Here is a 23,238-nt window from a genome sequence, read left to right as displayed (position 1 = left end):
ACTTCCTCACCTTCTCTGTTTTATATTGTACCTGTCTTCTATGACCGATATTTCTTCTGTCGTATACTGTTGAATTTAATGTAATTCGTGTCCACATATTCCTGGGCATACACCGCCGGATGATCATTTCCGTCAAAATTAATACAATCCAGGAGTAAAAATGCTTTTATGCGGTTCCCACACTGAAAGTACTCCGTTAATTCCGGATGGTCTGCATTGGTCACCGTCAAAATTTCTGTGCGATCCCACTCTACCTTCCTTTCACAGCGTGCATCCAGAAAATCAAAAAGAGAATCCGGATACTCTTCAATCAATTTGAGATCGGCAGGACTTTTCAATATGGATTCCGGAAAATAATCCGCACAATAGGCGCAGGGCTTATCATCGGCCAAAAATATCTTCTTTGCGGAAACAACAGCATCGCCTTCGGATATCTGCAGCAGATCCGCTGCCTTCTGATCTGCCCTGATACGCTGGGATTTCAGAAGTTTTATAGACGGCTTATACCCACATTGGACAATCATATCACTGAATAGTGATACCGGGTTGAACTGGACTTTCATACTTACTGCCTGAGGATTGATAAAGGTTCCCTTGCCCTGGCGCCGGAAGATAATCCCGTCACTTGCAAGGGAATTCAAGGCCGTGCGTATTGTAATACGGCTGACGCCCAATATTTCACAAAACTGTTCTTCTGTTGGCAGTTTATTATCCTTACCATCAAAAGAAGTCTTAATATAATTTAAAATCTCCTGCCTTACCTCATCGCTAAGAGATTGTGATTTGATTTTCTTCATCTGAAAATATACCTCGCTCAAATACGCTTCAGCCTATTTGCTTAAGCGGCTAGACAATTTGCTGATGTTCCCATTATACATAAAATTTACTAAAAAAACAATTGAATAATAAGATTTGATATGTTATTATACGTATAAGGTATTACCTATTACATTATAACTAGGAGGAAATATTATGAGCAATCGTAAAAGTCATGAAGAATATTTAAAAAGAGCAATCCAGGTTTCCAGAGACTCCAGAGCCCACGGAAATACACCTTTTGGAGCAATTCTCGTAGATGGTGAGGGCAATATTGTGATGGAACAGGAGAATATTGAGATTACCGAAAAGATATGCACCGGTCATGCAGAAGCTACTCTGGCAGCACGCGCCTCACATGAATATTCCAGAGATTTCTTAAAAGACTGTACACTTTATACGACAGCTGAGCCATGCGCCATGTGTTCTGGAGCCATCTACTGGGCAGGTATCGGAACCGTCGCATACGCTATGACAGAGCGCCGCCTTCTGGAGCTTACAGGCAGTAATGAACAGAATCCTACCTTTGACCTTCCCTGCCGTGATGTTTTCAGCAAAGGGCAAAAAGATATCAAAGTTGTCGGTCCTTTTCCGGAACTGGAGGTTGAGGCCGCCCAGGTACACCAGGGTTACTGGGATTAATTACATTCAATAATGGATTATAGGAGGAGTTTCCATGGAAAAATCTATGTCAGATGGTAATTCACAAACTTTGGAAAACAAAACATCTGTTTCGCAAAATCTGATTATGGGATTACAGCATGTATTGACTATGTGCCCCGGCTCCATCGCCGTACCATTAATTATGAGCGGGCCGCTGGGTCTTGATGCGAAAACCACTGCATATCTGGTAGCTGCAAATCTTTTCACCAGTGCTATCGCAATCCTGATTCAGGTATATGGCCTGGGCAGGCATATCGGTTCCAGACTGCCTATCGTACTCGGCTCAGCATTTGCCCCTTTGGGTGCTATGATTGTAATCGGCCGGCAATACGGTCTTCCAACCGTATTTGGAGCAATTATTGCCTCGGGTCTTTTGATGTTTATCGTCTGTTTCTTTATGCAGCGTATACTGAAATTCTTTCCTCCTGTGGTGATTGGGTCCTTTGTTACCTTAATCGGCATAACTTTGGCACCTACTGCCTTTTCCGATCTGGCAGGAGGGGACGGCGTATCCGGTTTTGGCGATGTTAAGAATCTGATTTTGGGGTTGGTAGTCCTGATATGTATCGTATTATTTAACCGCTTTGGAAATGCCCTGATTCAATCTATCTCTCTCTTGCTTGGCCTTGGGATAGGTACTTTAATTGCCGTTCCTCTTGGCATGGTGGATTTCACTCCGGTAACAGAAGCCCGTTGGTTTGAACTGATTACACCATTTCATTTCGGATTTCCAAAATTCAGACTGGATGCCACACTGATCATGACCTTATTTTGCGTAATCAACATGATTCAATGTATCGGCGTCTATGCCTTTCTGGATGATGTACGTGGAACCCATACAGATGATAAGGCAAAAGTGGACGGTATGCGTGGGCAGGCTTTTGCACAGATGGTGGCAGGAGCCTTTAACTCAGTTCCCTCCTCCATGTTTAATGAAAACGTGGGGGTTATTAAACTCTCAGGAATCGGAGCCCGTTCTACCGTGGGCTGTGCAGGGATTATGCTGCTGATTATCAGCCTGATTCCAAAATGTTCAGCCTTCATCACCTGTATCCCAAAGCCAGTAATCGGCGGCGCGACCCTGGCACTGTTTGGCACAATCTCTGCAGCCGGGATTTCTATCCTTTCATCCGTTGATTATTCGGATAACAATAACTCTCTGATTGTGGGAACAGGACTGGCCCTTGGTGTCGGCGCCTCCTTTACGTCAGGTGCATTTGAAAAACTGCCTGTCGTTCTTTCCATGCTTTTCAGTAATGGATTATTTGTTGCCGGAGTTGTTACGATTATTTTGAATATTGTTCTTAATTTAGGAAAACAGAAAGTTGAATAGATATGATATAAGGGGCAAAAGGTCAAACAACCTTTTGCCCCTTATATCATATGAATTGTCACGCATGGTCAGAGGAATATTCATATTCCCTGTACACAGTCCGGTTGTCAAAATGTTTCTTTATCTCTGCTACAAAGGATGGGAGGATGCTCAGTATGATCCCTGCACCCCAATAAGCAGTATCAATAACCGTCAGTCCAAGAGGTTCTCCAATCCACGGGACCGTACATAGTACAACCAATGCAAGCATCATGGTGACGGCACTGACTGCCAGCATCGGATTATCTGAAAGAGAACGTTTGAACATAGAAACCCTGCTCCGTACCGTAAAGATGTGCAGTATAGAGGTCCAGCCCAATACCAGAAAGGCCAGCGTCTGCCCCATCTGCAGTGAAGGTTCTCCCGTACCGACTGGGATATAAGCACCAATATAGAAGGCCACCAGCACTACTACGGAACAGAGAACTGTCTGTTGAACAATTACCTGGAGAAGCCCGCCGCTAAACAGACTTTCCGAACGCTTTACCGGCTTGCTTTCCATAATTTTCATATCCGATTGTTCTTTCGCAAGCTGAAGTCCGGGGATTCCATCACCCAGCACATTAATCAACAACAGCATTACCGGGGTTACCAGAACGCCCCATCCGGCAAGCTGTGCAAACAGCATCACAAATATTTCCGAAAGATTACATACTAACAGGAAATAAATTGTCTTTCTTATATTAGAATATACCTTTCTTCCCTCATGCACCGCCTCTACAATCGTGGCGAAATTATCGTCGGTCAGTACCATGTCTGAAGCGTTCTTCGCTACTTCTGTTCCTGCCTTTCCCATGGCAATTCCCACATCAGCAGCCTTCAGGGCCGGGGCATCATTGACGCCATCGCCTGTCATGGCAACCACGTCTCCCTTCTTCTGCCACGCCTCTACGATTCGTATCTTGTCTGCCGGTGCAACTCTCGCATACACGGAATACGCTTCAATCGAAGATTCCAGTTCTTCATCTGTCATCTCCTCCAACTCTGCACCGGTGATAACCTTTTGTTCTGCAGACAGGATACCAATTTCTTTGGCAATTGCTCCTGCAGTAGCTGCATGATCACCCGTTATCATAATTGTACGGATACCCGCTTTCTCCGCCTTTACAATTGCCTCTGCCGCTTCCGCTCTGGGAGGATCAATCAGCCCTATGATACCTGCGAAATCCAGATTCTGCTCCAGTGATGCGAGCTCAGATTCACCGGGAAGTTCGTCGATATGTCGCATGCCAAGGGCAATCACCCGCAATGCATCCTGTGCAAATGCATCATGCAGCCTTTGAATCTGTTTTGCACGTTCTGCTTCTCTCCGGTTAAAAGGGATACGATCCAGTGCCCCTTTTGTCAAAACAATAAAGCCGCCTTTGGGAGCCCTGACCACTACTGTCATCATCTTTCGTTCAGAAGAAAATGGTATCTCGGCCACGCGCGGATATTCTTTTTCTATCTCTGTCTTATCCATTCCCTTATCACTTAGCAGTCTTATAATGGCGGATTCTGTTGCATCCCCGATATACTGCTGCTTTCCCTCATCGTCTACCTGAATCACCGCATTGCTGGCGCAAGCCAATAATTTTAGAAATTCTGTCTGCTTATCAGAAAACCTGTCTGTGTCTCTTACCGGGTTTTCTCCATTCAGGCACATTCTTTTGATGGACATCCGGTTTTGTGTCAGTGTTCCTGTCTTATCAGAACAGATCACGGAAGTATTTCCCAGTGTCTCAACTGCTGAAAGTTTTCGAATCAATGCATTCTTCTGCACCATATTCTTAACACCATTTGACAGACTTAAAGTAACAATCAAAGATAAGGTTTCCGGTACTGCTGCTACTGCCAGCGTCACGGCCAGCATAATCATGCTCCAGAAGTTATCTCCCCGTATCATGCCGGCAAAAAATAGTATAACAGCCGATATGACAGCGACAATACTGATATTTTTCCCCACTTTATCCAGTCGTTGCTGCAGCGGTGTTTTACCCTTTTTGCTGCTTTCCAGAAATCCGGCTATTTTCCCCATCTGTGTATTCATGCCGGTGTCTGTCACGATTGCGGACGCATTCCCTGCCGTTACCAGACAACCCGAAAAAATCATATTGCTTTGTGCCGCAACAGGCACTTTTCCCTCCGGAAGTTTTTCATCGTTCTTCTCCGACGCTTCGCTTTCTCCTGTCAGTGATGATTCATCCACCATCAGGCTATTGCTTTCCAGTATTCTTGCATCCGCCGGAACCAGAGAGCCGGTTTCTACCAGAATGATGTCTCCCGGCACAAGTTCGCCTGTATCAATTTCCTGACGGTTTCCATCCCGTATTACAAAACAGGATGGACTGTTCAGGTCGGCCAATGATTCCAAAGCCTTTTCTGCCTTTCCCTCCTGCGTAATAGCCAAAATTAAATTCATAACAATAATCGCAGATATCACAAGCGGCTCAATGAATCCTTCACCCTGCCGTAAAGCCAGCATAAGGGATAGAATTGCCGCTATAATAAGAACTATCGTAGATACATCCTTCAAATGATGAAAGATTGTCTTCATAAGACTCGGCTTCTCGCCTTTTACAAACTCATTTTTTCCGTATTTATCTTGTTTTTCCCTGACACTTTCCCGGGACAGCCCCCATGTCATATTGCCGTCTAACAGTTCCAAAACCTGGTTCTTGCTTTTTTCGTACCATCTCATAAACTCATCCTTTCCTTTAAAATTTACCGGTTCTCATATTGGTGTAGCCACAAATATATAGGTAGTATATCTACCTATTGATTTATCAGAAAGCAGGCTATTCACCTGCTGAACTTTTAAATCTCACGGTATTAAAAGATTATCATACACCTTAAACAGCAGTGTTCTCAGTGTCTGAATTTCCTCATCTGTCATCCCACGCAGCAATCTCGCATCCATGCGGTCAAAGATTTCCTTTATGTTATACACCATATCTTCACCGGATGGGGTGATTATCAGCTGCATGGCTCTGTGATCCTCTTTGCAGACAGTTCTTAGAATATAGCCCTTTTCCTCCAGGCTATTCAAAAGGCTGGTAACTGTAGGACCCCGCAAATCCATAATTTTCTCCAGATACTGCCTGTTAATCACATGCTCTGCCCGCATACTATCATATATAAGCCACAGAAGGCGTCCTTGCTGGCTGGTTATCCCAAGCTTTTTCAGTTGTTGTCCCCCTCTATAATGGATAATATGAGAAATGCTTCCAAAACAGGAGCCAACCACTCTTTCACTCTTTATCATATCCGTTCCCTCTAAATAGGTAGCATTACTACATAACTACCTTTCTATTGTAACAATTCATGAAATCTCTGTCAAGTTATTTTTACATCACAAATTCTCATAGTCCAGCAGATGATAGGATATCAGAATCCAGAAGCGTATTTCCGGATTCCGAATATCCATATTGCTTATCTTTTGAATTCGGTCTATGCGATACAAAAAAGTACTTCTGTGAATATATAATTTTTCTGATGCATGCGCAATATTCATATTGCATTCCAGATATACCCTGAGTGTTCCGGCCAGATCCGTATGATGTCCCTCATCATATGCAAAAATCCGTACCAGTCCCTCCGGACAAAAAATCCTGGCCGGATATCCTTTCATTCCCTTTGCCAGCAGATACGGCACGACATAGTCCTCAAATTTATAATACCAGAACATGGGATCTGTTTTCTGTCCTACCTCCAGAGCAATTATACCCTGCTCATAGTACTCCCGAATCTGGAAAAAATCTTTAGAGCTTCTGCTTATTCCTGCCTTAAAAAGCCCCTCACGCAGGAACAGGGCAAATGATGAATAAAATTCGTGGATTCCCATATCCATTCTGGTTTTATTCACCAACATCAGAATACCTTCCCGATATATAAATGCAAAGGCAAAGGGAAACTGCATCTCCAGCTTATGGCAGGTGGCCAGCCCCGCACTGATTTCAAAATCTCTTTCATCCATCTTAATCAATATACAGAAGTATGCATCGTTTCTTTCCCATTCATACTCACCAAGCCTGCGTATGAATACATTTTCATCCACGATCTTCTCGTCCAGAAGTTTTAAAAACAGCGATTCTAAAATTCTGGACTTTTGCTGTGGAAAATAGTTCTGCCACTTTAATGCACTTTGTATATACTCTGCAAGACAGGCTGCCATCGCTTCATCTGTTTTAGTAAGTGCTCTATTCAGCTCGCTGATGCAAAGCCTTCCCTCATATTGTCCTTCTTCCCAGAAATTTATGTATAGAACCCTTCCGGAAATAGCACTTCCTTCGTAAACCTGCGGCCCTTTTGTTGACATGGTCTCTTTAAACTGCTTATCCAGTTTAAAATCATTAATAATCTCCATGGAAAGCACTCGCTTTCCCGTAGTCTTATCGTATTCCCATTCCTGTAAGCCTTTACTTTCATTCGCAGTAGCAAGAAGGAACAGATTCCGATCATATACCTGAATCATGTTATCAAATATGCCGCTGCTTAAGGCACACAATTCCCTGATTCCTGCGTTTTTCATTAAGGCTTTATGCAGCTCCTCTTCCCATTCCTGATAATAGAAAAACAAGTTCTGTACTTCATTGAAAACATCAGGAAGCACTTTGTTTCCGGAAAGATAAATCCAATTCCGTCTTCTCTGTTTTTGTAGCACCTGATTACCGATCAGACATATCCCATGAAACTCTCCTTCAGGTTCCCCTTCCATATCCTCCGCATAACCTACATATATGAGATCAGAAGTTTTCTCTGACCCACCCTTTCTATACCAGACTGCACCCTTTAGATAAAGCGATTTTTCCGGCTCTCCCCATATTTCTCCATCTCTCTTTTCAAAATATTCATATAAAACCGCCATGCTGAGACGCATATAATCCCCCCTTTCGAGCTCTCCTATAAAGTATAGGAAATTAAGTGTATAAAGTCAATAACTCTACAGGATTTACCGCAGTATCTGTGCATGGTATTGTATGTTTAAGGGTTTTTATATACATATTGGTCTACAAAAATATTCCTATAAAATATGCAATTAAAGGAGGAGAATGTTATATGTCAGAATCAAATCAGAAATTATATCAGGAACGTCTCAAACGAGTTGAAGATGCAATTGCATTAAAAGAAAGCGACCGTGTCCCTATTGCTCCTTTCATTGGGGCATATCCCTATGTTCTGGACGGAGCTACATATAAGGACAGTATGTATAATTATGATCGGGCCTCTGAAGCCCTTGTACATTATTATGAGTTGTTTCAACCTGATGCCACAACCCATACTGCTTTCACCAGCGGAAGGGCCAATGAACTGGCTCAGTCCAGTATGATTGACTGGCCAGGCCGACCGGGAACCAGAGTCCCTGATTTTTCCACCCATCAGGTCATTGAACGGGAATTCATGTCACAGGAAGAATATCCTGAATTGATTAGTGATTTTACCGGTTTTATGCTGCGTAAATATATTCCCCGCGCTTTTCCTGCTTTAAAAGGTCTGGGTGATATTAATTTTGTTCCTTCCATTGTACTTAGTACCACCCCGCTGGCTTCTCTCTATTCCACGCAGGCTCAGGAAGCATTTTCCCTGCTTTCCAAAATAGGAGAAGAAGATAAGAAGGCTGCTGCTGCCACCAATTCAGTTTCAAGCTCCCTGGCCAATCTGGGCTTTCCTCCATTTATTACCGGGGTCGGTGAAGCTCCCTTCGACATTTTAGGTGACTATTACCGTGGAACACTTGGTGCCCTGGCTGACCAGCTGGAATGCCCGGATGAAGTCGAGGCCGCTTGTGATATACTGGCGGACATACAAATTGCATCTTACTCTTATTTCAAAGCAGTTCCTATGCCGGTAAAACGGGTGTTCTTCCCACTTCATAAGGGTATGGATGGATTTATGAATCCCCGGCAGTATGAAAAGCTCTACTGGAAACCATTAAAGAAGATTATACTGGCTTTGATTGATATGGGAGTCACTCCGTTTATCTATACAGAGGGCAAATACAATACGCGGATTGAACAATTAGCAGATGTTCCTAAGGGTAAAGTACTCTATCATTTTGAAACGGTAGACATGAAAGAAGCAAAAAGAATTCTCGGAGATGTTGCCTGTATCAGCGGTAACCTGCCGATTTATCTCTTGGAATTCGGCACGAAACAACAGGTGATTGATTATTGCAAAAATCTTATCGATACATGCGCTCCCGGAGGGGGATATATCTTTGATACAAATGGCAGCATAGACAATGCCAAAAGAGAGAACCTGGAAGCCATGTTTGAAACCATAAAAACTTACGGCAAGAAGTAAAATTCAATAGAACCTCACAGCCACTATCATTTTATCTTGTGAAATGACAGCGGCTGTAAGGTCTTCTTTATAAGTAGAATCGTCTTATCGATTCAGGAGATATCTTTGAAAGTTCAATGCCTGCCTGGCATCCTCATCCAGTTTCTCTTCCGAAATATTTGGATACATCTCTCTCCAAAGCTTAACATCCTGGCCAACCCTTCCTCCCATTTGGACAAAAGGTTCCATGACCACGGCCTGATTATAACCAATATCGGAAAGGGCATCTCCAATTTCCTTCCAGGGAATACGGCCTTTTCCCGGAACCATACGATTGCACTCTCCCGTATGAAAATGTCCCAGATATTTTCCTGTCTTTCTTATGGCTTCACCGAAACTTTCTTCCTCAATATTCATATGAAAAGTATCAAGCATTAGTTTGACATTATTTTCCCCTATCTGTTTTATGTACTCGCATCCTTCCTCGGCTGTATTAATCAAAAAATTTTCAAATCGATTCAGTACTTCTATACAGATTGTTATATTATCCCTGAATATCTTCTCTTCTCTTTCTTTTTTTTATAGTTATCGGTTTCATAATTGCTTGCTCCTCCTTTTAAAGCAATTATAGCAACCTTATCTCTTTCCATAAATAAACTTTAGTGTGCAGTTTTTAAATAAAATCCACTTATCTCTATCGATTACATCGCGAAGAAAAAAAGATTAAAGAAAATCCACATCTGTCGTGGACTTTCTTTAATCTTTTCAAAAAATGCATTACATTAAAAAAAGTTAATTTTCTTCCAAAAGCCTTTCGGTAAAGAATTCCCTGATCATATCCCATATCTCCCTCTGGAAAAACTGAATGTCCGCGTGGTCTGCCTCCTCAATTCCCACCAGTCTGACATCCACTCCTTTTTTATCCAGTTCTTCATACAGGGCTTCGCTCTGGGAAAAGGGCACTGTCCGGTCACAGAGTCCATGCAGAAGCAAAAATGGTGGTGCCTGCTCCGTCACATAGCTTACCGGGCATGCCTTCATGGCATCTTCCATATGATCCGCTACATTCTTTCCGAGCAGTAGAGATTCCGGTGACGCCGCCTGTGTTACTCTGTCAGAAGGTGGAAATTTACTCATATCCGCAGGGACATACCATGGGCAGGCTGCCTGTACCGCACTGGAATACTCAGTATACCATCCCTGGTCAAATTCTTTCAGATCTCCGGTCAGTGCAGCCATTGCTGCCAGGTGACCTCCGGCAGACTCTCCCATAACCCCAAATTGATTCACATCAATGCAGTAACGGTCCGCATGTGCTCTGAGATACCGGATACCCGACTTAATATCCATCAACTGTCCCGGAAAAACCATCTCGTTACTGGTACGATACTGTACACTTGCAACCACAAAGCCACTTCTGGCCAATTCGGATAAGTATGCCAGATGTGCACTTCTGCTCAACTGAAGCCATGCACCACCACAGATCCATACGATGCAAGGACTCTTCTTTTTTCCCTGCTTTGGATAGATGATATCCATCTTCAGATCTTTTGTCGTATTTCCGAACCAATCCGGTACCTGTGCAAATGTTACGTTGGTGTCCACCACATACTGGGGTTCCTTTACTACAACATGAATTGTTTCTCTCATATTCATAACCTCCCGTTTTTATAGTTTCTGCATCTGTCAGCTATACCCTTATTTTAATCGCTTGTTCTCACGGTTGCAACGGCTATTTTTTATTTGTTTGCAGTTGTGAACTGCGTGCAGTATGATATACTATAATGGAAGCTTTTGATAAAGGAGGTGCTTATGAACTACCAGGAAATAAATTCAAAAGTAATTGACCGCTGGGTCAAAGATGGCTGGGAATGGGGAAAACCGATTTCCCACGATATTTATGAGGATGCAAAAAAAGACATCTGGGATGTTCTGCTGACACCGACCAGATATGTACCCCATGCGTGGTTTGGAGAACTTCAAGGGAAGAAAGTCCTTGGACTCGCCAGTGGAGGCGGACAGCAGATACCAATATTTTCAGCTCTTGGAGCGGAATGCACCGTTTTGGATTATTCTGAAAAGCAGTTGGAAAGTGAACGGCTGGTGGCAGGCAGGGAAGGGTATTCTGTCCATATCATCAAGGCAGATATGACAAAAAGATTGCCATTTCCTGATGCCGAATTTGACCTGATTTTTCATCCGGTGTCAAACTGCTATGTTGAAGAAGTACAACCAATTTTTAAAGAATGTTACCGGGTATTAAAGTCTGGTGGGATTTTTCTTGCCGGGCTTGATAATGGGATAAATTATATCTTTGATGATGATGAGAAAATAGTTGTCAATACATTGCCGTTTAACCCGCTGAAAGATGAAAACCAGATGAATCAGCTTAACGATTCCGATTGCGGTGTACAGTTTTCTCACACCCTGGAGGAACAGATTGGCGGACAGCTGAAGGCTGGTTTTACTCTCACAGACCTATATGAGGATACCAATGGTACCGGAAATCTGCATGAGCATCACATACCAACCTTTTTTGCAACAAGGGCAATTAAACTGTAAAAATATAAAGGAGCGACAAATTATGGAAAGCGTATGTCAGTTTTTAAAAGAAGCACAGACCTATTATCTGGCAACAATGGATGGTGATCAGCCGAGAGTAAGACCCTTTGGTACCGCTCATATCTTTGAGGAAAAACTATACATCCAGACAGGAAAGATTAAGGAAGTTTCAAAGCAGATCTTATCGAATCCGAAAGTGGAAATCTGCGCATTTAAGAATGGAGAATGGCTTCGTGTAGCAGGAACATTGGTAGAGGATGACAGGCTTGCAGCGAGGCAGTCTATGTTGGATGCATACCCATCCCTGCAGAATATGTATTCCGCAGATGATGGGAATACGCAGGTGTTTTATTTTAAGAATGCCACTGCTACTTTCAGTTCATTTACCCATGAGCCGGAGGTCGTGAAGTTTTAGCGAAAGCAGGAAAGCGAAGAATAAGTATCAAGAGAAAGCAGGGTTACGAGATATGCCACGGGAAGAACACGTATACATTGCGATTGATTTGAAATCCTTTTATGCATCCGTGGAGTGCAGGGAACGCAAACTTGATCCTATAACTACCAATCTTGTGGTTGCGGATGCCAGCCGTACAGAGAAAACAATCTGTCTTGCAGTATCCCCATCCTTAAAATCTTATGGGATTCCGGGAAGACCGAGATTATTTGAAGTGGTTCAAAAGGTAAAAGAAGCAAATATTGAGAGAAAAAGAAAAGCCCCAGGACAGGCATTTACCGGTTCTTCCTGTATTGCTCCAGAACTGAAAGCATCTCCGGAGCTGTCGATTTCATACATCACTGCACCTCCAAGGATGGCACTTTACATGGAATATAGCATGAAGATTTATGATATTTATCTGAAATATATTGCCCCGGAGGATATTCATGTTTACTCTATTGACGAGGTATTCATGGACGTTACCCATTATCTGAACACCTACCACATGACTGCCCATGCGTTAGCCGTGAAGATTATACAGGATGTATTAGATAGCGTTGGAATTACGTCAACAGCCGGAATTGGAACGAACCTGTATCTTTGTAAAGTTGCTTTGGATATTGTGTCAAAACATGTTACGCCGGATAAGGATGGTGTACACATTGCCGAGCTGGATGAGATGTCATACCGCCGTTTACTGTGGACCCACAGACCGCTTACAGATTTCTGGAGAGTGGGCAGAGGGTATGCAAAGAAGCTGGAAGGCAATGGCATGTTTACTATGGGTGATGTGGCACGGTGCTCGATCGGAAAATCCACGGATTATTATAATGAAGATCTGCTGTACAGGCTGTTTGGCGTAAATGCTGAGCTGCTGATTGACCATGCATGGGGCTGGGAGCCTTGTACCATAGCGGATATAAAATCATATAAACCAGAGACGAACAGCGTGGGGTCCGGTCAGGTACTGCAGTATCCTTATGATTTTGAAAAGACAAAACTGATTGTACGGGAAATGACAGAGCTTCTTGTGCTTGATCTGGTAGATCGAAAGCTGGTAACAGACCAAATGGTTCTGACTATCGGATATGATATTGAAAATCTGACAAACCCTCAGATAAGCAAAGCCTATAAGGGAGAAGTTACGATCGACCGATATGGGCGCAGGATACCGAAGCACGCGCATGGTACTGCAAACCTTGAAAGACAGACATCCTCTACCATGCTGATTATGGATGCTGTGATGAAGTTATATGACAGAATTGTAGATAAAACCCTTCTGGTCAGAAGGGTTAACATCACAGCAAATCATGTGGTAGATGAAGGTTATGTTGTACAAGAAGAATCCTTTGAGCAGCTGGATTTATTTACGGACTATTCTGCTTTGCAAAAGCAACGTGAGCAGGAAAAGGCAGCGTTGCAGCGCGAAAAGAAGATGCAGCATGCAATGTTGGATATCAAGAAAAAGTTTGGAAAGAATGCAATTCTTAAGGGTACCAACCTTGAAGAAGGAGCAACGACCGTAAAAAGAAATGAACAGATTGGAGGGCACAAGGCGTGAGGTCAGATCAAAGCATCGGCATTCATTCTGATGATGCACACAGATACGACGATATTATCAATCTTGGGCATCCTACATCAACAAACCATCCGCATATGCCGATACAGGACAGGGCGGCACAGTTTGCTCCATTTGCAGCTTTGACCGGCCATGATGCGGCAATCAGAGAGACCGCCCGATTGACGGACAGGAAGGTGGAACTGGATCCAGAGCGTAAAGCTGTTCTGGACGAAAAACTGCAGATGGTTCATGAAGAGATAGAGAGACGTCCCAGAATATCGGTCACATATTTCCAACCGGATGAAAAGAAATCCGGCGGTGCATATGTGACAATCACAGGTATTGCAAAAAAAATTGATGTACATGAGCAAGCCATTGTAATGACAGATGGGCTTAAGATAAGCATTGCTGGAATCATGGAGCTTGACAGTGAACTGTTTCATTCTTTTGAGGCGGAAATTGAATAAAAACAGCCCGGATAGCATCATTTTTGTAATCATGGCTTAAAAAAATATTCCTCTCATATATATATATGGGAGGTTTTATTATGATTTTTAAGATTAACAAAAAGACAGTTCTATTAAGTATTTGTATTTTTCTTTGTGGGATAATCGCACGGATTACGTTTATAAATTCAACGAATTCTATGAGCAATAGGATGTCAGGCGGTAGATTACACCCTTCTTTGCATGCAATTATTGCAGAAGCATTGCCTGTTTCAACTCAGCAAGCTGCAAACGTCAGCGAGCGATTTCAAAGACCGTCAAAACAATTGCCATTACCTAATCCATATGCATTGAATGACTTTCAAAAAGAGAACAACGAACCCCCACTTATCAGCAAAAAATTTGAAGCCCCCGAAGATTTATTGCTTGCATATTACGGGATACTTAGAGCTGCCTCAAACATGTCAGGATATTCCGGCGGGTGTGGTTCTATTGGCGAATCAGGGCTGCCATATCCTTATGCATATGAGCTTCTTACAAAGGAAAAACAAAACGAAATATCTTTAAATCAGTTTATCGATTCATTTAAGGGCATTGGTTATACAACACTTTTAAAAATAGTTCCCGCTTATGCTCCTCCGGATACTCCCCAAAATATAAAGTATTATTTAGTTGAAATTGAAGTAATCACAGGGCCAAAGGCAAATAATGACAAAGAATATAATAAAGGCTCTTATTTCGCATATTACTATGGATTGGTTACAGTAGAAAAAACGCCAAAGGACGGCTGGAAAATAAAAGATATTGACTACATACCCGAAGATTTTTTGTGCGCTCCTGTACATAGTTGGTTTTATTTGTCTGATGCAGTGGTTCAAATTGTTTATGAGGATAATATGAAAATCATTGAAAAAATAGACCGGACAAAACAAAAAGGTGACATGGTATATATCTATGCTTCGGGGAATGGTAAGCAATATAGGTTTGATTTTATCAGGCTTACGAATGGATATGATATTTTGCTCCATGAAAACGTGTTTGAAAATGGCATGTGGAAAGAAATACAATTATTAACGGATGACTGGAAAGATTTCAAACTTACAATTAATAATAGTCAAATAAATAAAACTATATAAAGCTGCATCAATTTCACTTGAAGATACAATACTGTCTTTTGTTCCATGATTGACTGTGGGAAAAGCCGTAAAAACCCACGCATTTTCTACGGCTTTTTCCATAGGTGCAAACTCTAATAAATGGCTTCATTTCCCCTCTGCCCCGTCCTTATACGAATGGCGTCTTTCAGCTCATGGATGAATATTTTTCCGTCTCCCGGATTCCCTGTATGGGCAATTTCGCAGATAATATTCACAACTTTTTCCATCCATTCCTCTGTGGATACGACAATCTCAAACTTAATTTTCGGCAGCATATTAATATCCACTTTTGTACCTCTGACAACACTGGAGTAACCTTTTTGCATACCGCACCCCATTACTTGCGATACGGTAATTCCATGCACGTTTATATCATTTAGCGCCTCTTTCAAATCCTCGTATATTTCTTCATTTACAATTGCATCAATCTTAATCATCGTCCGGAGTTCCTTTCATTTTACGTGTTCCCGCACTGTATCTCAGTGCTCAGTCAAGTCCGGTAAATGCCGGATAAGCATCCTCTCCATGCTGGCTGATGTCCATACCGCGTTTTTCTTCCTTTTCTGAGACCCGAAGGGGGATAAACAATTTGACAATCGCCGAGCAGATCCATGTCCCGGCGATGGCTACTGCAATTGTAATTACAATGCTAATCAACTGTACAACAAATAAATGATAATCACCAAATACAAGACCATCCCATTTTGCCGCTGGATTAATGGAAGATTTTGCAAACAAACCGGTTGCAATTCCGCCCCAGATTCCACCAATGCCATGACATCCAAAAGCATCCAGTGCATCATCAAAACCAATGCGTTTTTTAATTACAGATACAGTAAAATAGGATAACGGGCTGACAACCCCACCGATAATAAAGGCCGACCATACCGGGACGAAACCAGCTCCCGGTGTAATTGCTACTAAACCTAATACGGCACCTGTACAGGCACCTACTACCGTGGGCTTTCCCTGTTTCATCATATCCATCACCATCCAGGAAAGCATTCCGGCGGCTGCCGATGTATTGGTTGTCATAAAGGCATGAGCAGCAAGGCTACCTGCAGATAAGGCACTTCCCGCGTTAAATCCAAACCAGCCAAACCAGAGGATGGAGGCTCCCAGAAGAACAAATGGTATGTTATGTATCCGATAGGAAAGTCTGTCATATCCCTGCCGTTTTCCTAGCATCACACAGAGTACAAGACCGCTGACACCCGAACTGATGTGTACAACATTTCCACCGGCAAAATCAACTGCACCGAGTACGGAACCCATAAGGCCACCGGCGCCCCAGACCATATGAGCCAACGGGTAATAAACAATCAGAGACCAAAGAATGATAAAAGCAAACAGTGCCTTAAAATTCATCCGGCCTGCTACGGCTCCGGTAATCAGTGCAGGAGTTATAATTGCAAACATCATCTGAAAAGCAACGAAAGCAAATTGAGGAATTGTCGGAGCATAGGCACTCGCTGCATCCTCTGATATTCCGTTTAAACAAAACAATTTTAAATCCCCGATGATTCCCAGCGTATTTCCTGAAAAACTCAATGAATATCCTACCAGCACCCATAAAACAGATGCCACTCCCATGATAAAGAAAGAAGACATCATCGTGTTTAATACATTTTTTCTTCTTTCAAGGCCTCCATAAAACAGAGCAAGACCCGGAGTCATAAACAATACCAGTGCTGATGAAATGAGAATAAAGGTTGTGTCCCCTGTATCCATACTACATAATCCTCCATTGCTATTATTTTTATGTAAAACACAAAAAACAAGGATGCTCTGAGCTATAAGCCTCAGGCATCCTTGCCGCTAACAATATTTATAATACCTGGATAAGGATTTGTCAAGCGTTTTTTATCTTACAGGAGACAGCGTTCGTAACTGTTTATTAAAATTTTTCAATATAACTTCCACTCTATATTTAATGGAAAATCCCTACTGACAGTTCCGTCTTTTGCGACAGCCCAAATATGAATTTGTTTGCAATCGATTATTAAGTACTGGCGGCTTCCCATGTACAGAGTCTTTTTCCAGATTTTCTGTTTACAATCATATTCCATCATTTCATCAGACCCCAATGTTTGTCTTGTATCATCAATGCCAACTTGCGCTTCCAGATAAACACCTTCCAGATTGTCAGGTTCCAGGTTAATGTCTGCACAAACAGTAAATGGGTTGTATTCCTCAATGAATGGTCGGTCGAGCCAGGCATTATTAACAATCGGTATCAGGCCTTCTTTTTCTATATAGTCAGATGCAATGACATCAAGGCGGGTGCGGATAATCGGAGGTATCGGTATTTCCGCAGCGTTTCGAATAACTCCTGTTTTCGGAGCGGGCGGATAGTATAAATAAGCCCCCAAAAACTGTCTGGCCGGAAGCTCATCAATTGTCAGGAGAATGTCATTCTGCTCTTCCCAGTGTACCAGTTCTGTTATATCAACATAATGAATTAAATTCCTGGTTTTTTCATAGTGGGTGACCTTGACACTGGTAATTTTACATTCGACTTGATTTATCAATACCTTTGGTGTACTGACATAGGCAGCATCTGAAAAAGGTATTACCAGAAACAGATGGTGTGGTGTTGCCCATGCAAAATTATCTCTTCCAAGTTCAGTCCGCAATTTATTGATTAACTTGGCCTCATGTGCAGCATTCCGAGGCTTTGCCTCTTCAAGAAGTGTCTTAATCTCGCCGCTTGCATAGAACGAGGCATGGACTGTAACATCTTGTTTGGCATCATTGTTTGGCACTGGAAAAGATTCGCCCCTTTCTAATTGCCAATTATAAAGATAGCGTTCATAAGTATTATAACCATAATTAATAATAAAGGAGTTTATACCCTTTGAATATTCCGCAAAAATTTCAATGTCGTTTATTACCAGTCTATGAATCCTTTTATTATCAGGTAAGCAGATGTATCCTTTATAAAAATCTCCGCTTAAGGCTTCACTCTTTATAATAGTAACGTTATCGTCATCAATCGTCACATCCCCATTTATACCGTATAAAATCGGATCAGCACTTTCTTTTACTGATAATTCCAGCAAAAGCACTTCGTATGGTGGTACAACCACTGTAATGGAATCATCTTTTTCAAAAACACCCTTATTACTTGCTTCATCATAATAAAATGTATTTTGATTAGGATATAACTCTTTTAGAACATAATTTTCTTTTGCGGACAGACCTATTTCATCACCTAACGTAAATCTGATTTTGCTGTGAACGGGGGCCGGATTGCAAAGAAAGATAAATCCATGGCTGCCGATAATTTTTGAATATCCATCAACACCGCCACACACAACCTGGCTGCCAAATGCCACTGCATTTTTATTATATTCAAAGTTTTCCTTGCCCCAGGCCACCCATTTTTTTATAAAATCAATATAACCTCCATAAATGTCATCCGGTTCAAATGGAATCATCGGCACAGTAATGCTGGCTCCAGCTGCAAGGCCTGACATAACACCATATTTCCAGCCGAGATGATCAAAAAGGTACAGTAACTCCTGTGGCTTCATGCAATCCTGTGTCATCCTATGTATAAGGGAATGATTTGTAATCGCCGGCATAAAACGAAAATTCTGATTCCACCAGCTTTGAAAGCGCATACCACTTGCCGTCAGACGGTCTTCAGACAAATCCGGATATAAAGTTGCATCATCATACGGGCACTGCTCCCAGTAAGCTTCATGTTGATCAAATCCCTTGAAGCCCCAAAGCCCGTATTCTTTTGTTCCATGAAAACCCTGTATATATAACTCGGGAAACTCATCTTTTAGCCTGGTAACAATACGCATAGCATTTCTAAAGCCCTTATAGTTACCCAAACCAGGCACATGCCCATGTTTATTACTGTAGCAAAAGAAACCATTCCCCGGACCCGGATCCCAATCCCATAAGGTGAGTCCATATTTCTCTATTGTATTACGCTGCACTTGATAAAACCATTCTGCGAATTCATCGTCGGCTATACAATTTTCTCTTGAGATTTCACCATTGCAGCCTATTTTTTTCCATTGCGGTTTTTCAGTTGTGGCTGCGAAGTCTGTCATTGGACTGTTACAATAGTTCGCATTATTTTGAGCCGAACCCATATAAAATCCAACTTTTAATCCTTTATCTTTTGCATAATTCAAGATGCGTTCCGCCCTGCTTCCATGAGGAGCAAGCTCCCAGTAACTATCATTCGTCGGAATCGGAATACGGTTCCGTGTCAGGGGATTAAATGTAATTATGTCCCCACCCATTTTCACAAAGTTATCAATATAATGATAGTATAATTCTTCTTCTCTCTGTGTATTGGGCTGTTGGGGAAGCGGAGAAAAAAAATTGTAGAAAATAAACTTAAAATCTTTGACGCGAAGGTTCAGATAAGCATCAGCAAATTGTTTAAAGGAGCATATTTCCGAACGGTGGAGGGGAACGTCCCCACTTGGATTGCGATACCGGGGGTGATTTCGACTATTATATTTTATAGCAGTCTGTGGAATTTCCTGTTCAATCATCCCCCCATACAGGTCATGCATGCCAAAAAAATTACTTTCACTATCATATATTTCACCGGGACATAACTTTATATTGGCCGCAAATCCTATTCTTAGATTGTCACGCCTGTTTGTAGCCTGAAAAAACGGATTGGCAAAACCTGTATACATACCATAGTCATTTTCGCGGACAAATACAGCAGTAGGGCAATTCCAGAATGTATGATAGTCGATTATGGTCAACGGCTCTTTTTCAAATTCCATATTACAGGTAATATGAAATAATACAAGCGGACATTTAGGGATGATGCTAATGTAACGCTCTATGAATTTTGCCTGGGGCTCCAAAACATATCTCACTTGAATTTCAGCCAGCTGCAAAGCAAAATGAAATTCTAAAGTATTTTTATCCGGTTCTACAATTTTATCTGCCTCCTTTCCACAACTGCAAAATGTTATAAGATCTGTTTCTACTGTTATGCTATTTTCTTTAAACAATAAGAGCTTGTTGCTGATAAGGTCATTTATTATTTCTATTTGACCAGATTTATCCAGCGAAATCTGGAGAAATTGATTACAAAATTCCATAAAATATCCCTTTCTGTTCTTAGATAATGCTGCGTACAGAGGTTCTTTTTATCAACGGTGAAGAAAACTTTTTTAAAAACATCTGATTTTTCCCCTGATTCTGAATTAGCTGAATAATTTTTCTGCCGCAATACTGTCCAATACTTTTAAAATCATGTTGATAAGCAGTTATTCCCAGATATTCGCACCATGCGCTATCATCATAAGCAACAAGGCTGATAGCATTCCCTACTTCTATATTAAATTCATTCAATACCTCAAGTGTAGCTATCGTTATTTCATCGTTAGTAGCTACAAAAGCTGTGGGATTTTTTTCCCGGATGATACGGCGAAGCGTGGGCTTAGTATCTTTGTTAAGAGGCAGGCAGTAATATTCTTTCTGTGTAATCGTCTTGCCAATTTCATTTAAAGCCTTTTTATATCCGAAAAAAGATCCATTAATGTGCTTGGCATGTTTGTAAATCGTGTGACGATGTTCCGGAAAAAGTATATGACGATGTCCGCATTCAATCAGATAATGCGTCAATTCATAGGTCATTGTTTCGTCATTAATAATTACGGTGGGCAGACAATCATATTGCTGCCCAAATAACTGCAGTATTCTTATGTTATTCTGCAGGCATCCGTCAATTAAATCCTGGTTTTCATAATTTGAGAAAAAACAGATCATACCATCAACCTTTGCGGAAATTAATGTTTCCATGCAATTACGTTCACTTTTGGGTTCTCCGTCACTGTAAGTAATAAGCAGTCGATAACCATGTGGTTTGAGAGCCTGTTCGATATAATATTCCAAATTGTACATACTATTGATAAGGATAAGCCCTATAGTACTGCCCTTTACTCTTTCTGCATCGTGTTTTATAGTAATCATTTCAGCTCCATTAATTGTAAACTTTAACCCAAACTATCATCTCACCTACGCTGCGGTTTGTCCATGCATAGTATGGTACAAACTTCAGCTCCTGATTCCTGTAATCATAGCCGGAATAAGGTTTGTAAAGAATATCCTCCCAGGACTCAAGCGCTATACGCTTACCCGTAGTTTTCAGAACATTAACCCCCCCAGTAAATCCTTTTCAAATTTAACCTCAAATTCTGCCTTAGAATCAAGATAAAGACTTTGAAGTAAGGGACCATTATCGACCTGCTCAAGGCAATACACAACAGGTCCCCGTTGTACAGCTATCTTGCCAATATCCTCGCGTACACGTGGATTTGCAGCAATTAACTTTGTTGGTAATGACATGTCAAGAACAATGCATTCACCCGCAGAAAAATCCTTCCTGATTACTGCATAGCCCTTCTCTAGTTCATATTTTACATCTTTCCCCCCGATTGTTAAGCTGTAATCGTCACACCAGTCTGGAATTCTGATTGCCAGTTCATAGCTGGATGACAGATTATGCGTGATTCTTACTTGTCCATTCCATGGATATTCTGTCTTCACCTTTAAATCGACAGGACTACCTTCCAATTCTGTCTTAATATGACCACCTATAAACAGGTTTATATACAGTCTGTTACAGTCTTGCTCATAGGCATAATTACCAATAGATGATAACAGCCTGGCCACATTTGGGGGGCAGCAGGCACAGCCAAACCATTTTTGACGTTCAGGCTTAACATGTTTCTTGTTATGATCCTTTTCGCATGCCTCAGGATCAACCTCGAGAGGATTCACATAAAAGAAGCGCTTTCCATCAAGAGACATTCCGCTGATTACTCCATTGTAAAGTGCTCTTTCCATTACATGAACGTACCTGGCGTCTTTCGTTATTTCAAACATTCTTTTTGCAAAGAAAATCAGTCCGATTGAAGCACATGTCTCTGCATAAATCGTGTCATTTGGTAAATCATAATCAAAGGTAAAAGCCTCTCCATATTCGGTAGACCCAATACCACCCGTCACATACATCTGTTTTTTGACTATATTTTCCCACAACTCTTCACAAGCAGCTAACAATGTTTCATCATTGGTTTTTGCGGCAACATCTGCCATACCTGCGTAAAGATAAACAGCTCTGACCGCATGCCCTTCTGCCGCCTTTTGCTCCCGAACAGGAATTCCGGCCTGATAATACTGAAACTGTGTATAGCTGTCCTTCCAGACAAAGTTATTTCCATTTTTCTTTATTTCTTCTTTAAAATACAAAGGGGTTTTTCCACGTTGATCAATAAGATATTCAGCAAAGTCTATATATCTGCCATCCTTTGTTACGTCATATAGTTTAACTAATGCCAGCTCAAGAACTTCATGTCCCGGATAACCTTTGATTTTCCCTTCTTCACGACCAATGTTATCCATCCCACACTGGACAAACCGCTTTGCAATGTTTAAAAGCTTATCCTTCTCCGTAGCATTATAGTATGCTACCGCTGCTTCAATCATATGTCCCATGCAATATAATTCATGGTTATCCATCAAATTAGTGAATTTTTTATCAAGTCCACCGATAATATAGAGCGTGTCCAGATAACCATCCGGCTGCTGTGCCTTCTCCATCAGGTCGATTGCACCGTCCGCCAGTTCTTCCAACTTTCCGTCCGGATGCATTTCTAAAGAATATGCTACTGCCTCAAGCCATTTATATAAATCACTATCCTGAAATACACAACCATTGAATTTACCTTCTTCCAGCCCGGCAGCACGTCTGAAGTTTTGCATGCAATAGCTTTTTTCCGCTCCGTCAATCCGGTCATTCAGTGCTTCCCACTGATACGGAATTACGTGATTCCGTATCAGTTCCATGTAGTTACCCCAAAACTTGTCATCTATAACAATACTCGATAATTCAATGGAACTTACTGATTTTTCTATCATCATTTTCTCCTCTACTATATTAATGGTAGTGTCAAATAACTACCTTGTTT

General features: G+C 41.7%; 20 protein-coding genes. 8 read left to right on the top strand and 12 right to left on the bottom strand.

Translation table 11 applies throughout. The features are described from left to right. Window positions 1-38: 38 nt before the first annotated feature. Window positions 39-797 carry a GntR family transcriptional regulator gene (locus tag KNL20_RS02665; protein WP_230399110.1) on the bottom strand — a complete coding sequence of 253 codons (759 nt, stop codon included), beginning with the start codon at window positions 795-797 and terminating at the stop codon, window positions 39-41. A 175-nt stretch (window positions 798-972) separates the two neighbouring features. Between KNL20_RS02665 and KNL20_RS02660 the strand changes: the two genes are divergently transcribed. After that, window positions 973-1,458 carry a nucleoside deaminase gene (locus tag KNL20_RS02660; protein WP_230399109.1) on the top strand — a complete coding sequence of 162 codons (486 nt, stop codon included), beginning with the start codon at window positions 973-975 and terminating at the stop codon, window positions 1,456-1,458. 34 nt (window positions 1,459-1,492) lie between these two features. Beyond that, window positions 1,493-2,812, top strand: a complete 1,320-nt coding sequence (locus KNL20_RS02655; RefSeq protein ID WP_230399108.1) for a uracil-xanthine permease family protein — start codon at window positions 1,493-1,495, stop codon at window positions 2,810-2,812. A gap of 58 nt (window positions 2,813-2,870) precedes the next feature. Here the strand turns inward: KNL20_RS02655 and KNL20_RS02650 are convergent, their stop codons facing one another. The 3 genes from KNL20_RS02650 to KNL20_RS02640 all read right to left on the bottom strand — a co-directional run bounded on the left by KNL20_RS02650 (window position 2,871) and on the right by KNL20_RS02640 (window position 7,709). Beyond that, window positions 2,871-5,531: a cation-translocating P-type ATPase gene (locus tag KNL20_RS02650; protein WP_230399107.1), complete on the bottom strand. Its 2,661-nt coding sequence runs from the start codon at window positions 5,529-5,531 to the stop codon at window positions 2,871-2,873. Window positions 5,532-5,654: 123 nt separating this feature from the next. Continuing rightward, window positions 5,655-6,095: a MarR family winged helix-turn-helix transcriptional regulator gene (locus KNL20_RS02645; protein WP_230399106.1), complete on the bottom strand. Its 441-nt coding sequence runs from the start codon at window positions 6,093-6,095 to the stop codon at window positions 5,655-5,657. A gap of 87 nt (window positions 6,096-6,182) precedes the next feature. After that, window positions 6,183-7,709, bottom strand: coding sequence for a PucR family transcriptional regulator (locus KNL20_RS02640; RefSeq protein ID WP_230399105.1), 1,527 nt, complete (start codon window positions 7,707-7,709; stop codon window positions 6,183-6,185). A gap of 179 nt (window positions 7,710-7,888) precedes the next feature. Here KNL20_RS02640 and KNL20_RS02635 point away from each other — a divergent pair, with 179 nt between their 5' ends. Then, complete coding sequence (locus KNL20_RS02635) at window positions 7,889-9,133, top strand: uroporphyrinogen decarboxylase family protein (protein ID WP_230399104.1); 1,245 nt, start codon at window positions 7,889-7,891, stop codon at window positions 9,131-9,133. Window positions 9,134-9,217: 84 nt separating this feature from the next. On the opposite strand, the gene KNL20_RS02630 is transcribed toward KNL20_RS02635, so the two are convergent. Both KNL20_RS02630 and KNL20_RS02625 read right to left on the bottom strand, forming a co-directional pair. Beyond that, on the bottom strand, window positions 9,218-9,655 hold the full coding sequence (locus tag KNL20_RS02630) for a TIM barrel protein (protein WP_268966546.1): 438 nt from the start codon (window positions 9,653-9,655) through the stop codon (window positions 9,218-9,220). Between the two features lie 249 nt (window positions 9,656-9,904). Next, entirely contained in the window at window positions 9,905-10,762 is an 858-nt protein-coding gene (locus KNL20_RS02625; RefSeq protein ID WP_230399102.1) for an alpha/beta hydrolase, read from the bottom strand. Window positions 10,763-10,924: 162 nt separating this feature from the next. Between KNL20_RS02625 and KNL20_RS02620 the strand changes: the two genes are divergently transcribed. From KNL20_RS02620 to KNL20_RS02600, 5 genes are all read left to right on the top strand, one after another. Further along, on the top strand, window positions 10,925-11,674 hold the full coding sequence (locus KNL20_RS02620; protein ID WP_230399101.1) for a class I SAM-dependent methyltransferase: 750 nt from the start codon (window positions 10,925-10,927) through the stop codon (window positions 11,672-11,674). Window positions 11,675-11,696: 22 nt separating this feature from the next. Further along, on the top strand, window positions 11,697-12,089 hold the full coding sequence (locus tag KNL20_RS02615; protein ID WP_230399100.1) for a pyridoxamine 5'-phosphate oxidase family protein: 393 nt from the start codon (window positions 11,697-11,699) through the stop codon (window positions 12,087-12,089). 52 nt (window positions 12,090-12,141) lie between these two features. Then, complete coding sequence (locus KNL20_RS02610; RefSeq protein ID WP_230399099.1) at window positions 12,142-13,671, top strand: Y-family DNA polymerase; 1,530 nt, start codon at window positions 12,142-12,144, stop codon at window positions 13,669-13,671. Beyond that, entirely contained in the window at window positions 13,668-14,138 is a 471-nt protein-coding gene (locus KNL20_RS02605) for a hypothetical protein (protein ID WP_230399098.1), read from the top strand. The genes KNL20_RS02610 and KNL20_RS02605 overlap by 4 nt, the downstream gene beginning before the upstream one ends. An 80-nt stretch (window positions 14,139-14,218) precedes the next feature. Then, a complete protein-coding gene (locus KNL20_RS02600) occupies window positions 14,219-15,253 on the top strand; it encodes a hypothetical protein (RefSeq protein ID WP_230399097.1) in 1,035 nt (344 codons plus the stop codon). A 113-nt stretch (window positions 15,254-15,366) separates the two neighbouring features. Here KNL20_RS02600 and KNL20_RS02595 read toward each other — a convergent pair whose 3' ends face one another. The 6 genes from KNL20_RS02595 to KNL20_RS02575 all read right to left on the bottom strand — a co-directional run bounded on the left by KNL20_RS02595 (window position 15,367) and on the right by KNL20_RS02575 (window position 23,191). Beyond that, window positions 15,367-15,711, bottom strand: coding sequence for a P-II family nitrogen regulator (locus tag KNL20_RS02595; RefSeq protein WP_230399096.1), 345 nt, complete (start codon window positions 15,709-15,711; stop codon window positions 15,367-15,369). Between the two features lie 49 nt (window positions 15,712-15,760). Next, window positions 15,761-17,005: an ammonium transporter gene (locus KNL20_RS02590; RefSeq protein ID WP_230399095.1), complete on the bottom strand. Its 1,245-nt coding sequence runs from the start codon at window positions 17,003-17,005 to the stop codon at window positions 15,761-15,763. A gap of 176 nt (window positions 17,006-17,181) precedes the next feature. Next, window positions 17,182-20,364 carry a hypothetical protein gene (locus tag KNL20_RS02585; RefSeq protein WP_230399094.1) on the bottom strand — a complete coding sequence of 1,061 codons (3,183 nt, stop codon included), beginning with the start codon at window positions 20,362-20,364 and terminating at the stop codon, window positions 17,182-17,184. Between the two features lie 19 nt (window positions 20,365-20,383). After that, entirely contained in the window at window positions 20,384-21,238 is an 855-nt protein-coding gene (locus KNL20_RS02580; RefSeq protein WP_230399093.1) for a substrate-binding domain-containing protein, read from the bottom strand. 10 nt (window positions 21,239-21,248) lie between these two features. After that, a complete protein-coding gene (locus tag KNL20_RS16210; protein ID WP_329957516.1) occupies window positions 21,249-21,326 on the bottom strand; it encodes a hypothetical protein in 78 nt (25 codons plus the stop codon). Between the two features lie 86 nt (window positions 21,327-21,412). Then, the gene (locus tag KNL20_RS02575; RefSeq protein ID WP_329957491.1) at window positions 21,413-23,191 is read right to left on the bottom strand and encodes a glycoside hydrolase family 127 protein; all 1,779 of its coding nucleotides are present in this window, start codon (window positions 23,189-23,191) and stop codon (window positions 21,413-21,415) included. Window positions 23,192-23,238 lie beyond the last annotated feature (47 nt).

This window comes from Novisyntrophococcus fermenticellae, assembly GCF_018866245.1.
Taxonomy (GTDB): Bacteria; Bacillota; Clostridia; order Lachnospirales; family Lachnospiraceae; genus Novisyntrophococcus; species Novisyntrophococcus fermenticellae.
Note: the sequence above shows the minus strand (reverse complement) of the source record. Positions and strands in the feature narration are given on the sequence as shown.

Excerpts from the sequence above, each read along its gene's own strand:
- KNL20_RS02665 (WP_230399110.1), bottom strand. The coding sequence starts at position 797 with ATGAAGAAAATCAAATCACAATCTCTTAGCGATGAGGTAAGGCAGGAG.
- KNL20_RS02660 (WP_230399109.1), top strand. The coding sequence starts at position 973 with ATGAGCAATCGTAAAAGTCATGAAGAATATTTAAAAAGAGCAATCCAG.
- KNL20_RS02655 (WP_230399108.1), top strand. The coding sequence starts at position 1,493 with ATGGAAAAATCTATGTCAGATGGTAATTCACAAACTTTGGAAAACAAA.
- KNL20_RS02650 (WP_230399107.1), bottom strand. The coding sequence starts at position 5,531 with ATGAGATGGTACGAAAAAAGCAAGAACCAGGTTTTGGAACTGTTAGAC.
- KNL20_RS02645 (WP_230399106.1), bottom strand. The coding sequence starts at position 6,095 with ATGATAAAGAGTGAAAGAGTGGTTGGCTCCTGTTTTGGAAGCATTTCT.
- KNL20_RS02640 (WP_230399105.1), bottom strand. The coding sequence starts at position 7,709 with ATGCGTCTCAGCATGGCGGTTTTATATGAATATTTTGAAAAGAGAGAT.
- KNL20_RS02635 (WP_230399104.1), top strand. The coding sequence starts at position 7,889 with ATGTCAGAATCAAATCAGAAATTATATCAGGAACGTCTCAAACGAGTT.
- KNL20_RS02625 (WP_230399102.1), bottom strand. The coding sequence starts at position 10,762 with ATGAGAGAAACAATTCATGTTGTAGTAAAGGAACCCCAGTATGTGGTG.
- KNL20_RS02620 (WP_230399101.1), top strand. The coding sequence starts at position 10,925 with ATGAACTACCAGGAAATAAATTCAAAAGTAATTGACCGCTGGGTCAAA.
- KNL20_RS02615 (WP_230399100.1), top strand. The coding sequence starts at position 11,697 with ATGGAAAGCGTATGTCAGTTTTTAAAAGAAGCACAGACCTATTATCTG.
- KNL20_RS02610 (WP_230399099.1), top strand. The coding sequence starts at position 12,142 with ATGCCACGGGAAGAACACGTATACATTGCGATTGATTTGAAATCCTTT.
- KNL20_RS02600 (WP_230399097.1), top strand. The coding sequence starts at position 14,219 with ATGATTTTTAAGATTAACAAAAAGACAGTTCTATTAAGTATTTGTATT.
- KNL20_RS02595 (WP_230399096.1), bottom strand. The coding sequence starts at position 15,711 with ATGATTAAGATTGATGCAATTGTAAATGAAGAAATATACGAGGATTTG.
- KNL20_RS02590 (WP_230399095.1), bottom strand. The coding sequence starts at position 17,005 with ATGGATACAGGGGACACAACCTTTATTCTCATTTCATCAGCACTGGTA.
- KNL20_RS02585 (WP_230399094.1), bottom strand. The coding sequence starts at position 20,364 with ATGGAATTTTGTAATCAATTTCTCCAGATTTCGCTGGATAAATCTGGT.
- KNL20_RS02580 (WP_230399093.1), bottom strand. The coding sequence starts at position 21,238 with ATGATTACTATAAAACACGATGCAGAAAGAGTAAAGGGCAGTACTATA.
- KNL20_RS02575 (WP_329957491.1), bottom strand. The coding sequence starts at position 23,191 with ATGATGATAGAAAAATCAGTAAGTTCCATTGAATTATCGAGTATTGTT.